The organism is Idiomarina sp. PL1-037 (genome assembly GCF_034422975.1).
Classification (GTDB): Bacteria; Pseudomonadota; Gammaproteobacteria; order Enterobacterales; family Alteromonadaceae; genus Idiomarina.
In genome coordinates, this window is the sequence record NZ_CP139873.1 from 2,199,662 (window position 1) to 2,213,118 (window position 13,457).

14 protein-coding genes are annotated in these 13,457 nt (G+C 48.4%); 2 read left to right on the forward strand and 12 right to left on the reverse strand.

Annotated features, from left to right (window positions below):
• From gspK to gspC, 9 genes are read right to left on the reverse strand one after another with little or no spacing between them, the layout of a single operon-like run.
• On the reverse strand, positions 1 to 987 hold the full coding sequence (gspK, locus tag U0358_RS10345; protein ID WP_322406197.1) for a type II secretion system minor pseudopilin GspK: 987 nt from the start codon (positions 985 to 987) through the stop codon (positions 1 to 3).
• Complete coding sequence (gene gspJ / locus U0358_RS10350) at positions 977 to 1,660, reverse strand: type II secretion system minor pseudopilin GspJ (protein WP_322406198.1); 684 nt, start codon at positions 1,658 to 1,660, stop codon at positions 977 to 979. Before gspJ ends, gspK begins: the two co-directional genes overlap by 11 nt.
• A complete protein-coding gene (gspI, locus tag U0358_RS10355) occupies positions 1,650 to 2,042 on the reverse strand; it encodes a type II secretion system minor pseudopilin GspI (RefSeq protein ID WP_317497312.1) in 393 nt (130 codons plus the stop codon). Before gspI ends, gspJ begins: the two co-directional genes overlap by 11 nt.
• A 2-nt stretch (positions 2,043 to 2,044) precedes the next feature.
• The gene (gene gspH, locus U0358_RS10360) at positions 2,045 to 2,611 is read right to left on the reverse strand and encodes a type II secretion system minor pseudopilin GspH (protein WP_322406199.1); all 567 of its coding nucleotides are present in this window, start codon (positions 2,609 to 2,611) and stop codon (positions 2,045 to 2,047) included.
• Entirely contained in the window at positions 2,586 to 3,023 is a 438-nt protein-coding gene (gspG, locus tag U0358_RS10365) for a type II secretion system major pseudopilin GspG (RefSeq protein WP_317497314.1), read from the reverse strand. Before gspG ends, gspH begins: the two co-directional genes overlap by 26 nt.
• Before the next feature lie 2 nt (positions 3,024 to 3,025).
• The gene (gene gspF, locus U0358_RS10370) at positions 3,026 to 4,252 is read right to left on the reverse strand and encodes a type II secretion system inner membrane protein GspF (RefSeq protein WP_322406200.1); all 1,227 of its coding nucleotides are present in this window, start codon (positions 4,250 to 4,252) and stop codon (positions 3,026 to 3,028) included.
• Between the two features lie 3 nt (positions 4,253 to 4,255).
• Complete coding sequence (gene gspE / locus U0358_RS10375) at positions 4,256 to 5,740, reverse strand: type II secretion system ATPase GspE (protein WP_317497522.1); 1,485 nt, start codon at positions 5,738 to 5,740, stop codon at positions 4,256 to 4,258.
• Positions 5,733 to 7,835: a type II secretion system secretin GspD gene (gspD, locus tag U0358_RS10380; protein WP_322406201.1), complete on the reverse strand. Its 2,103-nt coding sequence runs from the start codon at positions 7,833 to 7,835 to the stop codon at positions 5,733 to 5,735. Before gspD ends, gspE begins: the two co-directional genes overlap by 8 nt.
• Before the next feature lies 1 nt (position 7,836).
• Entirely contained in the window at positions 7,837 to 8,709 is an 873-nt protein-coding gene (gene gspC, locus U0358_RS10385; RefSeq protein WP_322406202.1) for a type II secretion system protein GspC, read from the reverse strand.
• 150 nt (positions 8,710 to 8,859) lie between these two features.
• Here gspC and hslR point away from each other — a divergent pair, with 150 nt between their 5' ends.
• On the forward strand, positions 8,860 to 9,261 hold the full coding sequence (gene hslR, locus U0358_RS10390; RefSeq protein WP_317497318.1) for a ribosome-associated heat shock protein Hsp15: 402 nt from the start codon (positions 8,860 to 8,862) through the stop codon (positions 9,259 to 9,261).
• 30 nt (positions 9,262 to 9,291) lie between these two features.
• Positions 9,292 to 10,116 (forward strand): Hsp33 family molecular chaperone HslO, encoded by an 825-nt coding sequence (gene hslO, locus U0358_RS10395; protein ID WP_322406203.1) that lies wholly within the window; start codon positions 9,292 to 9,294, stop codon positions 10,114 to 10,116.
• Between the two features lie 46 nt (positions 10,117 to 10,162).
• On the opposite strand, the gene der is transcribed toward hslO, so the two are convergent.
• The 3 genes from der to U0358_RS10410 are packed head-to-tail and all read right to left on the reverse strand — an operon-like array spanning position 10,163 to position 13,455.
• Positions 10,163 to 11,602 (reverse strand): ribosome biogenesis GTPase Der, encoded by a 1,440-nt coding sequence (der, locus tag U0358_RS10400; protein ID WP_317497320.1) that lies wholly within the window; start codon positions 11,600 to 11,602, stop codon positions 10,163 to 10,165.
• 3 nt (positions 11,603 to 11,605) lie between these two features.
• A complete protein-coding gene (gene bamB / locus U0358_RS10405; protein ID WP_322406204.1) occupies positions 11,606 to 12,847 on the reverse strand; it encodes an outer membrane protein assembly factor BamB in 1,242 nt (413 codons plus the stop codon).
• Positions 12,847 to 13,455: a tetratricopeptide repeat protein gene (locus U0358_RS10410; protein ID WP_322406205.1), complete on the reverse strand. Its 609-nt coding sequence runs from the start codon at positions 13,453 to 13,455 to the stop codon at positions 12,847 to 12,849. The genes bamB and U0358_RS10410 overlap by 1 nt, the downstream gene beginning before the upstream one ends.
• Positions 13,456 to 13,457 lie beyond the last annotated feature (2 nt).

The following is a 13,457-nucleotide window of genomic DNA, read 5'->3' on the forward strand; positions in this document are numbered from 1 at the left end:
CTAATCTCCCATCGCCCGGTACAAGGTTTGTACTCGACCTTCGTTTAAATGTAATACCGAGCGCGCTCTCATTTCTACTTCGCCCCACTGAGTCATCGCAACCAGCTGAAAATACTCACTACTCACGGTCAATTCCGACAATTCACCTTCTAATTCCGATCGCACTCCCGAAAGCTCCGCTAAGTCAGCGAGTTCCTCGTCGGATTCGTAGCCTTGAGGCGGCCGATTATTCAGCAAAGCCGTAGCATCAGCAAGTGCTAACTTACCTTCGGTAACCCCGGTTAAAACCGCAGCCTGATCTTGTTCCAGAGTATTAATATTAATTTTTAAATCTGTCTCATTTGGAATAACGCAAGCAACAGAGTGTAGAGTATTGACAATTTTAGCGCTGTACCCACGCACCATTCTTAGCTCGCTCATATCAAGGAGTTGGCTGTTTGCGGCCAAGTAAGGCTTAGGTAAACTCTCGTAATCCGGGTCTTCGGCACCATTACTGCCGGACAACTGACTGTCTTCATCCAGCCAGTCTATCAGACTGTCGGTTAAAATCTCGGCCTGATAGTTATCAATTTCCAGCGCTTCCAGCAGCGCTTTGTATTGTCGTTTGCGTTTTTCCAGAGTTCCGGGGTCTTCAGCATCCGCAACCAGGCTATTGAGATTAAAGCAGCTGTATAAATCCCTGACTTTTGCGGCAATCTGCCCACCTTCTACCGGAAAAGGTCCGCTGCGCTGAGCCCAGTTTTGCTCTTTGTGCGCAACCCCATCGTTCTCTTTCAGCTCAGTTTGCAGCACTTCTTTCAAAACATCCTCTGCGCTTAACCACATCCAGTAGCTTTGTTCAGCTTGCTGCAAGTTACCCATACGGGTTATTTGCAACTGCAGCTTTCCACCTAAATTCACGGCAATAACCGACACAATAGCAATAACCAGCAAGACGGTTATAAGTGCGGCTCCGGCTTGTGATGACTTACCCGGGCTAATTGGCACGTTGCAGCCCTCCGCCGTTACTTTCCACTTCCCGCCCTACTGCGGCTATCAAAAACACGCGCCTGATGGTGCCAAAGTTTTTGCTACGAATGGTCACTTCAACGGCCTGAGGTAAATCACCTTCGCTTTCCCAGTTATCGCTCCAGCCTTGTTCTAACCCCCGATTCGCATTACTCACGTCATCACTGCGGTAAAATCGAAAAGACAACTCGTCAACGCCTTCCAATAAGGTCTGAACGGATGGCTCTGAGGAGCGATCGTTCACGAAGGTCTCGGTTACTCGCTGCAAATTCCCATCCCATAATCGGTAAACTACCGGCTGCAATTCGCTTCGGGGCATCATGTTACCGGGGTTATCAAAACCGCTTCTGACAAAAGCCAGTACACCGCCATCAGAATCAAAGTAGCCAGGGTCATTGCTCAAATACTGATGAGTAACCTCTACACCAGATGGTCGCGTTGGTTTAGCAACCATTTGCCGAATATCCTGCTGCATCAGCAACTGGCTGAACTGCAAACGCTCCAGCTGTTCACGCTGTTTTTGAGATTGCTCTTCGGTGTTTACCATCTGGTTCAGAACCTGAAAACTGGCAATACCGATAATGGCAAATATCACCATGGTCACCAGCACTTCGACTAAAGTAAAACCTTTGCTTGCGGGGTTAGCGCCCATTATTGGCCCTCCCTGCTGAATCTGGCTTACGTACATAACGGGTTAACCGAAAGTGTTCGCGGCCGTCCTCGTTTTTCATCACTTTCACCGTTACTGCAACAACATTCGGCGTTACCGTTTCAACCACCTGTTGCTGCCAGTACCAGGTAACATCGGCCTGCTCCTGCTGGCCGCTCCGTTTATCTTTAAGTGGCCACTGTTTCTCAAGCGACAATTCTGCCAAACGATTAGAAGCTACGTACTGCGCAAAGGTTTTGTCCTGTAATGCGCTTAGCCCGGTCAGATGCCCGCTTGCCGCCTGCAATGCGGCCAGTGCCGCCAGACTGAACACCGACAAAGCTACCATCACTTCAATTAAGGTAAAGCCGCGCACCCGTCGCATAGTTACTTCGGAGCCTCCGCAGAAATATTAACTCGCCAGCTGTTTTCAGCAATAAGCCAACGCTCGGCATCTGGGTCATTTAAATGCTCAATATGCACTTCAAACAATGTCATTTCACCGCTGGGTAGAATCAGAATATCGGGAATGATGTTTTCTTCGTCACTTTCCTCAGCAAACAACCCGCTACTCAGCGATTCGTTTTGTTCCAATATCTTCAGACCCCGGCTGGTAAACTGCCAACGCAGCGGCCATTCTGTTTCCTGAGCTCGCAAACCCCGAGCATTTTCTTCACGCCATTGCTCATCTTTCCAGAATAAGAAACGATAGCCATCTTCGTGGAATTTTAATCCAAGCGGTTGTTGACGAACCATAGCGTATTCGCGGGCATAGTTTAGTTGTTGGCGTAAACTCACGGCCGCATTTTGAGGAGAGTCCTGCCCCCGTTCACCGCCGGGCAGTGTAAACATGACAGCGCTGGCGATGAGACCAAGAATGGCCATCACCAGCATCACTTCAATTAAAGTAAAACCAAATGAACAACGCTTATTGATCACGGTCGTTGTTGCCAATCATCCAGTTGCCAAAATCATCATCCGTTCCGGGCTGACCGTCTGGGCCTGGGGAAAAAATATCAACATCATCGTACTGCCCCGGGTTCAGGAGTAAATAGTCATTGCCGTAAGGGTCCTGCGGTAAACGACGAATATAACCACCGCTGCGATAGCTGCGTGGCTGAGGGTCCATGTTCGGTTCATTGACTAAAGCTTCAAGCCCCTGCTCAGTCGTTGGGAACATCCCGTTATCTAAGTGATACTGAGCCAATGCGTTTTCTAAAGCGACAATATCGGCTATCACTTTTTGCTCGTTAGCCTTTTCCTGATTACCCAGGACATTAGGCAACACCATAGTCGCCAAAATACCGATAATGGCAATAACCACCATTACTTCGACCAATGAAAAACCTTGTTGATTACGTCTCATAGCTAAAGCCCTACACTATTATTTAATTGTAAAATGGGTTGAATGATAGACAGCACAATAAAGAAGACGATACCTGCCATCGTCACTATCAGCACCGGCTCAAATACTTTTAAACTAACCGACACCAGGTTTTCAAATTCCTTGTCCTGATTATCGGCTGAGCGTTTTAACATTTGCTCCAGTTCACCGGACTTTTCACCTGCTGCTATCATGTGCAGCATCATTGGTGGGAACAACCCCGTTTCCTGCAACGCACCGCGCATTGACGCCCCTTCACGGACGCGACCGGCCGCTTCATCTACCGCCTGACGTATGGCCAAATTACCAATGACCGACGAGGTAATGCGCAATCCGTCAAGCAAGGGTACCGCTGAGGAAGTCAGTATACTTAAAGTCCGGGCAAAACGGGCAGTACTCACCCCTCTTATGACCTTACCCAGCATGGGAAGTTTTAACAGCCTGCGATGATATTTCAGGCGGTTTTTTTCATTTCTTAACCACTGATTAAAAGCCACCAGTACCAGAACAATACCAATCAGTAACCACAGCCCCCAATTTTGCAAAAACTCACTAATGGCTATCATAGCCAAAGTGGTTGGCGGCAAGTCCTGGCCCATGGTTGAAAAGTTATCGACTATTTGCGGCACAATGGAAACCAACAGAAAAACCACAATGCCAATGGCAACCAAAGTCAGCATGAGCGGATAAATAAGCGCCTGAGTCAACTGACTTTTCATGTGCTGACGTTGCTCAGTGTAGTTTGCCAGCTCATCCAGTACCGTATCTAAATGGCCGGACTTTTCCCCGGCAGCCACCATGGCGGTATATAAAGAATCAAAAACACCAGGAAACTCTGACATAGCTTCAGCAAGGCCATAACCTTCAACCACTTTACTGCGTACCGACATCAGTAATTTCTTCAGACGTGGCTTTTCAGTCTGGTCGGCAACAGCTAACAAAGCCTGTTCAATCGGTAATGCCGAACCCACTAAGGTAGATAACTGACGGGTAATTAGCGCTAAATCCTGTGCTTTAACTTTACGCTGCGGAAGCCCAAACCGGGGCTGTAACGTTTTCTTTCTGTCTTGATCAGCTGCCGGCTCAATGGTTAAAGGCATTAAGCCTTTTTCACGCAATAACTGGCGTACCTGCCGCTCAGTATCGGCTTCCAATACGCCTTTTTTCTTTCTGCCGTTAGCTTCAACGGCTTGGTATTCAAATGCTGCCACCCTCTACTCCTCGCGGGTAACCCGCAGCACTTCTTCCAGCGTTGTTTTGCCTTTCAGTACTTTTGCTAAGCCGTCCTGGCGAATACCGGGCGTCGACTGCCGAATATACTTCTCAATAGACTGTTCACCGTGACCGTTATGGACTAACTCACGTACATGGTCATCCACCAGCAGCAGCTCGTGAATACCGGTACGCCCGCGGTAACCGGTATGGTTGCACCGTTCACAACTCCCTGCACGATAAATCACACTGGTATCTGCAGCATCCAGCCCCAGCATATTCTTTTCTTCGTCATCCGGCTGGTGCGGCTGCTTACATTCGCTACAGAGTGTCCGCACCAGACGCTGCGACAGCACCGCTAATAAGCTCGATGACAACAGGAAAGGTTCTACGCCCATGTCTTCCAGACGAGTAATGGCACCGGCGGCAGTGTTAGTGTGCAATGTAGACAAGACCAGATGACCGGTTAACGACGCTTGCACAGCAATTTGCGCGGTCTCTACATCACGTATCTCACCAACCATCACTACGTCCGGGTCCTGCCGCAAAATAGCGCGTAAGCCGCGGGCGAAGGTCATATCCACCCGAGGGTTAACCTGAGTCTGCCCAATACCATCAATGGCGTATTCTATAGGGTCTTCGACGGTCAGAATATTACGGTCTTTAGAATTAATTTCGCTAAGCCCGGCATACAACGTCGTACTTTTACCTGAGCCCGTGGGGCCAGTTACCAGAATAATGCCATGGGGCTTGTAAATCAGTTCCTGAAAAATTTTCCGATTAGCGTCGGTCATTCCCAGCTCGGTCAGGTTCAGCCTTGCGTTGTTTTTATCCAGCAAACGCAATACCACCCGCTCACCATGGTTCGAAGGCATAGTTGAGACCCGTACATCCACCGCTCGCCCAGCAATAAGCAAGGAAATACGACCATCCTGCGGGACACGCTTTTCGGCAATATCCAGCTGCGCCATAACTTTTATGCGGGACACCAGCAGCGATGACAACTTACGGTTTGGTCGTAAAACTTCACGCAAAACGCCGTCTATACGAAAACGTATGAGCAAAGCTTTCTCAAAGGTCTCAATATGAATATCTGAGGCACCTTCTTTTATCGCCTCGCTCAGCATGGCGTTAATCAGCTTAATTATCGGTGCGTCATCTTCGCTTTCCAGCAGGTCTTCGGTCTGCGGCAACTCATCTGCCAGAGAGAATAAGTCGGACTCGTTACCAATGTCTTCCATTAACTGCTGAGCTTCTGATGAGTCTCGTTGGTAAGCACGGGTTAACAAGCTTTCAAAGTCGCTTGCGGCATGCTCCTGAAGAGTGACCGGTTGGCCCAGCGCGCGCCTCACTTCTTTCAACGCAGCAGCCGAAATACCGGCACGGCAATGTAAAATTAACGGTTCACCCTGCTCTACCACCACGCCAAAACGTTTTGCAAAGCTGAAGGGAAGGCGAGCTGTTGCAATAGCACTGGCTTCAGTCATCTTGCTGCTCTGCATTTTGCTCGCCTCTATTCTCGCCACTCTTCTCACTACCCTGTTTTTCCAGGTATTCGTCAAAGCCCGGCGGTAACGTCAGCTCGCTGTCCCAGTCGTTAAGCAGCGGCGATTCCTCAGACGGCATGAGTGAAATTCCACGCGAACGTTCATCTAACTGCAGCGCCCGCATATAATTGTATTTTGCCGAGCTTAATTCGCGCATGCGGTTACCATCACGGACTATAGTCGGACGAATAAAGACCATCAGGTTGCGCTTTTGCTTAGAGGTTGAAGTAGAGCTGAATAATTTACCTAAAATTGGTATGTCGCCTAATAACGGCACTTTAGAGACCGACTCCTGCACGTCTTCATCAATCAGACCGCCCAGTACAATGGTCTCGCCATCGTCAGCCATAACCGTGGTTTTCAGCTCACGTTTATTAATAATAACGTCAACTGCAGTAGCGCCGCTTAAACTGGATACTTCCTGTTCTATCGTCATTTGCACGGCGTCCCCCTCGTTAATTTGAGGTGTTACCTTTAACTTAATACCTATCTCGGTGCGGTCAACTGTCTGGAACGGGTTGTCGTTGTTATCACCCGTAGTAGAGCCACTAATAGTTGGAACTTCTTGACCGACCAGAAAACTTGCTTCTTCGTTATCTACGGTAACAATACTTGGCGTCGCCAGAATGTTTGAACGGGTATCCTGTGTAACCGCCTGTACTACCGCTGCCCAGTCATCTTGAATAGTGCCAAACATCATGCCGTTGACCGAACCAAGTAAGTTGGCCAGCAGTGAAACATCACCAGGTTCATCGGGTTCTGTCGTGGTCACCTCGACCCCGCCATCGGTTACCCGGGTTGTCGTGGTACCTTCTCTTTCACGGGCCTGATAAGCACCGGCGGCTAAACTGCCAATGGGTACCTGGTTACCATTATTATACTGCACCATACCGCCATCTTCGCTAATCCACTGCACCCCAAAGTTGACGTTGTCGCCTTCCATAATCTCGACAATAATAGCCTCAACCTGAACCTGAGCACGACGAATGTCTAAGTCCCGAATCACTTTTTCCAGCGACGCCAGCATATCTTTTTGAGCAGTAATGACCACCGAGTTTGTTGGTTCATGCGGGCTGATACTGACCGTTTCATCGCCTCCGCTACGCCGGCGTTGGTTATTATTGGCAGTTCCTGATTGCTGCTCAACTTCGGCTTGGATGGAACGGCTAACATCTTTCAATACGTCTACAACTTCAGGCGCTTTTGCATACTTAAGATAGAAAACCCGGGTATTACCTTCAGTTATTAAATCTTGATCCAGCTGTTTAATCAGCTTAACGACTCTGGCTCTAGCACGTGGTTCGCCGCTAACAATAACGCTATTACTACGTTCATCCGCAACAATTTTAGGAATCAATAATGCCGGTACGCCTTCATTATTTTTTTCATATAAAGACTGAGCAATACGAACAATTTCACTTGCAGATGCGTATTCAAGGTTGATCATGTCAACGTCCTGGTCACCGGCCTGATCAACTCGCTCAATAATTTCTACCAGCCGTTGCACAGTTTCAGAGCGGCCCGTCATCATAATCACATTAGATGGATCATAGCTGACCACCATCCCGCCGCCACTTTGATCGTTTAACTGACGTAGCAGCGGCGCAAGTTCACGTACCGATACGTTTTCTACCGGCACCACTCGGGTCACCATAGTATCGCCTGAGCCTCTGGTGTCTCTGTCGAGCACAGGTAGTGAGGAGGTTTTTGCGTCTTTATCACGAATCACTTTCAGGACGCCGGACTCCATTTCAACGGTGGCGAATCCGTAGACCTCAAGAACATTCAGGAAAAACTGGTAGTATTGCTCTTCATCCATCACATCGTAGCTGCGCACGTCAATTTTGCCGCGCACGTTAGGGTCAATAATGATGGTTTTTCCTAAATTTCGACCGACAACCTGAATAAACTCATTAATATCAGTATTTTTAAAGCTGGCGGCATACTCTTCGCTGCTTAATGGCGAACTCATCATTGTTAATGCTAAACCGAGAGCTCCTAACCATGCTTTTAAGCCACTTTTTGCCACTGTCATATCAATTATCCTGTTTTACCGGTAGCTCAAACGACAGTTCCATCCGTTCACCGTCGCGCTCAATTTCTATGCTGACCTGTTCTTGTTCCGACAGTTCCTGACTAGCAAGCATCGCCTGCTCCATGTCGGTCAGATCATAGCCGTTAATAGCCACTGCCAAGTCACCGTTCTGAAATCCTGCATCCCGGAATAACTCCGGATTCTTGCCTGAATTCAGTTTGTATCCTTTTAGTTCGCCATTCGCTTGTACTGGCGAAATATTCACGTAATCAAGTAACGACGATGGATTATCAGCAACTTGTGCCAATTGCCGTTCAACAGCTGCATTATCAACGGGAGCGCCTTCGTCACTATCGACAGGTACCAGCGTACCACCGTTATCTGAGTCATCTATAACTAGAGACAATGCCGGTCTGTCTTCGCCAATGTCTTCCATTTTCAGTGTTTCTAACCGGCCGTTATTATCAAGAATAACGCGATCGGCATGAATTTCTTCCACCGTCACTGAAGAACTGCCCAAGCTCTCACCAATAATGTAGGTTTGTTGCTTGCTGCCTTGCTGAATAATAGCCGCAGAACGCTCCGGGTTAGAACTGGCAGATACGCCTATCAGACGGACATTTAATGATGTTTTGGGCGCGTTTTGAACGCTATCAGAACGGTTCCCCCGCTCTGCTGTTCCAAAAAGGTTCAGCTCAGTTAAGGTCTCTAAGTTCATGCTGTTGGTTGCAGCTGAGTCAACCGCCACTTTAGGTAAGACCGCACTGCCGCCGGGCTCAGCCGGGTTAATCAGTGACCAGGTAAACCGGGCCAGCAATACCGCAACCAAAAACCATGCGAAAGCCGTTAGCGCTTGCATTAAGCGGCGCCACATTTGAGTATCTTTAAATATTTGTTGGAGTCGGGCAGTCACTTTATTCTTATTCTTGTTACACTGACAAAAGGCGATTCATGCATTCTAGCGCAGGCGACATGAGTCAACAATCGATTAACACAAAGTTTATAACGAATTCGTTGCGGTTTTATGACAAAGACTCGAAAAGAAAGTCCCATCCGTCTGGATAAATGGCTGTGGGCAGCAAGATTCTACAAAACCAGGGCACTTGCCCGACAGATGATTCAGTCAGGCAAAGTACATTATGACGGGCAACGTAGCAAGCCTTCTAAGGTTGTGCAGGTTGGCGCTTTTATCACTTTGCGTCAGGGCTTCGATACAAAAGAAGTTGAAGTCCTGGAGTTAAGTGAGCAACGCCGCGGTGCCAGTGAGGCGCAATTGCTATACAGAGAAACGCCTGAGAGTATAGAAAAGCGCGAAAAAAATGCGGAAGCAAGAAAGCTTAATGCGTTGTATAATCCGCACCCGGATGGACGGCCAGATAAGAAACAGCGCCGTCAGCTTATCAGAATGAAAGACAGCGGTGAATAAACCGCTCGTTGTCGATAAACAGGAGTGCCCATGGAATACCCAACTGATCAATTGTCACGCTACACCTTTGAAGAGCACGATGTGCGAGGTGAACTCGTTCAGTTGACCAGCAGTTATCAAACCTTGATCCGTGGCCACGACTACCCAGCGCCGGTTCAGGAGTTGCTTGGGCAAATGATGGCTGCCGTATCGCTGTTAACTGCCACTTTAAAATTTGAAGGTCATATTGCAGTGCAACTTCAGGGCGATGGACCACTTAACTTTATTGCGGTTAATGGCAATCATAACCAAGAGCTTCGAGGCATAGCTCGGTTAAGATCCGAAATTGACAGCACCGATTTGCAATCAATGATAGGCAAAGGTCAGCTCATTATAACCCTGACGCCTAACACGGGTGAGCGTTATCAGGGCGTTGTCAGCGCCAGTGCCGATTCAATTGCAGCTATGCTGGAAGACTATTTTGAACAGTCAGAACAGTTGCACACCCGGGTATGGCTGCACGCCGATGGAGAGCATGCTGCCGGAATGCTATTGCAACGCCTGCCGGCAACAGGAATGGACTTAACCGGATTCGAGCATCTGGCGACCTTAACCGATACCATTACTGCTAAAGAAATTTTTACCCTACCAGCAGAAGAGCTATTGCATCGTCTTTATCATGAAGAGCAAGTGCATCTGTACCCGTCACAGGAAGTCAGCTTTGTTTGTGGCTGCTCTCGTGAACGTACATTAGAGGCACTGGCTTCAGTAAGCCCGGAAGAAATTCAGGAAATTTTAGCCGAGGAAGGCGAAATTATGATGACCTGTGATTATTGCCTGACCGAGTACCGCTTTACTCCTTCAGATTTTCATTAATAGATAAAGAAAAGCCTGCTCAGTTAGCAGGCTTTCTCGTTTAAAACTACTTTTTCTTCTTCAGGAATTTCATCAAGCGTCTGCGTTTTCGCTGCTGTGACAAAGTCAGCTGGTTTTTCTTACCTTCATACGGGTTAACCGGTTCACGGAATTCTACTTTTATTGGCGTACCCATAACGCCCAGAGACTTCCGGAAGTAGTTAATTAAATAGCGCTGATAAGCTCCCGGTAAGTCTTTTACCTGGTTACCATGAATAATAATACGCGGTGGATTATAGCCACCTGCGTGCGCATATTTAAGTTTCACCCGACGGCCACTAACCAGTGGCGGCTGATGTTCTTCCTGCGCCATTTCCATTATTTTGGTGAGCTTAGAGGTACTAATTCGCTGCGTTGCGCTGGCATAAGCCTCTTCAACCGACTCAAATAAATGCCCAACACCCGTACCATGCAGTGCGGAGATAAAATGCAAGCGAGCAAAGTCGACGAAACCTAAGCGACGATCCAGCTCACGCTTTATCTCTTCTTTGTGGTCGTTTTGCAAACCATCCCACTTGTTCACCGCAATAACAATTGAGCGACCGGCATTTAATGCAAAACCAATTAAGTTGAGATCCTGGTCACTGATGGTTTCACGCGCATCAACCACAATAAGGACAACGTTTGCGTCTTCAATTGCCTGCAGGGTTTTCACCACCGAGAATTTCTCGATAGCCTCACCAATACGTCCGCGACGACGGACTCCAGCGGTATCAATCAAAACGTATTCTCGTTCGTTCCGTTGCATAGGAATATACACGGAGTCACGAGTAGTGCCCGGCATGTCATAAACGACAACCCGCTCTTCACCCATTATACGATTGATTAAGGTTGACTTACCGACATTCGGGCGACCGACAATAGCCAATTTTAGTGGCAGTTTATCGTAGTCAATTTCATCGTGCTCGAGCTCCTCAGACTCAACGTCCTTGGGCACGATAACATCGGGGTATTCTTCCGCTATTGGCTTGAAGCAAGTTTCGAGTAGCAGCTCAACCCCTCGGCCGTGAGCTGCTGCAATACCGTAAAGCTCGCCTAAAGATAACGAATAGAAGTCGGCCATCGCCGAATGGGCATCAATACCATCAATTTTGTTACAGACCAGGTAAACTTTCTTATTTTGCTTACGCAAATGGTTCGCAATAGCCTGATCACCAACGGTAACACCGTCACGCGCATCCACCATGAAAAGAACGACATCGGCTTCATCAACAGCAAGCAGTGATTGCTTTGCCATTTCTTCATCTATGCCTTCTTCATCACCATGAATACCACCGGTATCAATAACAATAAATTGATAACCGTCGTAGTTTGCCTGACCGTATTTACGATCCCGGGTTAACCCGGGAAAGTCCGCTACCAATGCATCGCGAGTCCGCGTTAAACGATTAAAAAGCGTGGATTTCCCCACATTTGGGCGCCCTACCAGCGCGACAACAGGTAACATCTCTTATTCATTTCCTGATTGAGTATCGAGTGCGATGATATCACCGTCCCGAGTTTGTACATACATAACGTTGTTATCAACGACAGGAGCAACATAGACTCCATCGCCACCAACGTCGTAACGGCCGACGACGTCGCCGGTTTCACTGTCCAGCCAATGCAAATAGCCTTCAAAGTCACCAACCACAACGTTACCCCGATGCCACGCCGGTGCACTCAGCTTACGACCAAACAGCTCAGTGTTACTCCAACGCTCAATACCACCGCTCTGGTCAAGTGAGTAAACGTGGCTTTTAACATCTGTTAGGAAAATTCGGCCATTCGTCACCAGCATATTTTCAAACGCTTTGTAATCGCGTTTCCAGCGGACTTCACCGCTCATGAGTTCAAGCGCAACCAGTTCGCCGTTAAAGGCGACCATATATAACGTTGTTCCCTGGGTAGCGGGTCTTGCGTCAACGTCGGCTAAACGCTCCAATTCTGTGCTTCCGCTGGGCTTACCAATAGCCTGAGTCCAGGCTTGTTGTCCACTGTCAGCAATGAGGACCATACCAGAGCCGTTACTGTCGCCAACCACAATACCGCCACTGATAATTGCCGGAGCCGATGCCCCACGCACTGTCAGCATGGGCGTCTGATATTCATATTCCCATTGCTCTTCACCGGTTTCAGCGTCCAGGCTAATGACTTTTCCGCCACCAGTATGAACAACCACACGACCCTCGCCGACAGCAGGGTCTGACATGACTTCGTTGTTCACTTCGGTATGCCAGACAACATCGCCAGTTTCAGCATCTAAAGCAACGACGTCACCATTTTCAGTGCCTAGAAAAATGCGATCGTAGCGAGCAACTAAGCCGCCAGATATGCGAGCTGGAAAAGGACTTGCAAATAAGCCGCTGAACCAGTCCTCGTCGGTTGCTTCATCAAATGTCATGCGCTGACGCAAATCAATTCGCCACAAGCGCTCACCTGTGGACTTATCAAAAGCACTGACGAGGCCATTGCGATCGGCGGCGAAAACCTTGCCATATTCAACTACAGGGTTCAGTCGGGAGAAGTGCTCACCTATACCGCTTCCGACAGAGGCATCCCATAAAACTTTTGGTTGTACTTGCTCTGAGATAGGCTGAAGCACCGCGAATTTAGGCTCTTCATCATCGTCGCCGAAAATAGAGCAACCACTAACAAGAACTGCAGCAGTCAATAACAAACTGCCTTTGGTAAAGCGTTTAATCAATTGCATTATGACTTAACCAGGCTGTTGAGTTTCATTTGCAGTGCCGGGGTCAATGACTCACCCGCCTGCAATGCGCGTTCGTAGGCAGCTCGAGCTTCTTCGGTATTACCCTGCTCGGCCAAAATATCGCCTTCAAGCTCCGCGGCAAAACCCGAATAAGCTTCTGGCAACGGTTTCTTAACTAAGTTTAAAGCAGCATCAAGCTGTTCCTGAGCAATTAACACCCGGGCTAACCGGATACTGGCTAAAGCCGACATGTTTTCGTCTTCGGCGCTGTCAACAACCGACTGCAGTGCTGTAACCGCCGTTGCTAAGTCAGCGCGCTCAACCGCGTGCTGAGCCAACTGCAAAGCCACCAATTGCGCGTAAACATTTTCGGGATTCTCGCTGACAAACTCCTGTGCTTCGAGTACAGCGTTTTCGCTACCTTCAGAGAGTTCGGCCGTCAGTTGCTCGTAGTTTGCTGAGGCACGCTGCTGAGTTTCCAGCGTATGCTGATCATAATAACGCCAGCCATAAAACAAGCCAAAGCCAATAACCACACCGGCAACAATACCTTTACCGTGCTCTTTCCAGAACTCTTTTAAACGTTCTACTTGCTGTTCTTCATCCACCT

Bases quoted from the DNA above. Each gene is read 5' to 3' on its own strand.
- gspJ (WP_322406198.1), bottom strand. From the start codon at position 1,660: ATGGGCGCTAACCCCGCAAGCAAAGGTTTTACTTTAGTCGAAGTGCTG.
- gspI (WP_317497312.1), bottom strand. From the start codon at position 2,042: ATGCGACGGGTGCGCGGCTTTACCTTAATTGAAGTGATGGTAGCTTTG.
- gspG (WP_317497314.1), bottom strand. From the start codon at position 3,023: ATGAGACGTAATCAACAAGGTTTTTCATTGGTCGAAGTAATGGTGGTT.
- gspE (WP_317497522.1), bottom strand. From the start codon at position 5,740: ATGACTGAAGCCAGTGCTATTGCAACAGCTCGCCTTCCCTTCAGCTTT.
- gspD (WP_322406201.1), bottom strand. From the start codon at position 7,835: ATGACAGTGGCAAAAAGTGGCTTAAAAGCATGGTTAGGAGCTCTCGGT.
- gspC (WP_322406202.1), bottom strand. From the start codon at position 8,709: ATGTGGCGCCGCTTAATGCAAGCGCTAACGGCTTTCGCATGGTTTTTG.
- hslR (WP_317497318.1), top strand. From the start codon at position 8,860: ATGACAAAGACTCGAAAAGAAAGTCCCATCCGTCTGGATAAATGGCTG.
- hslO (WP_322406203.1), top strand. From the start codon at position 9,292: ATGGAATACCCAACTGATCAATTGTCACGCTACACCTTTGAAGAGCAC.
- der (WP_317497320.1), bottom strand. From the start codon at position 11,602: ATGTTACCTGTTGTCGCGCTGGTAGGGCGCCCAAATGTGGGGAAATCC.
- bamB (WP_322406204.1), bottom strand. From the start codon at position 12,847: ATGCAATTGATTAAACGCTTTACCAAAGGCAGTTTGTTATTGACTGCT.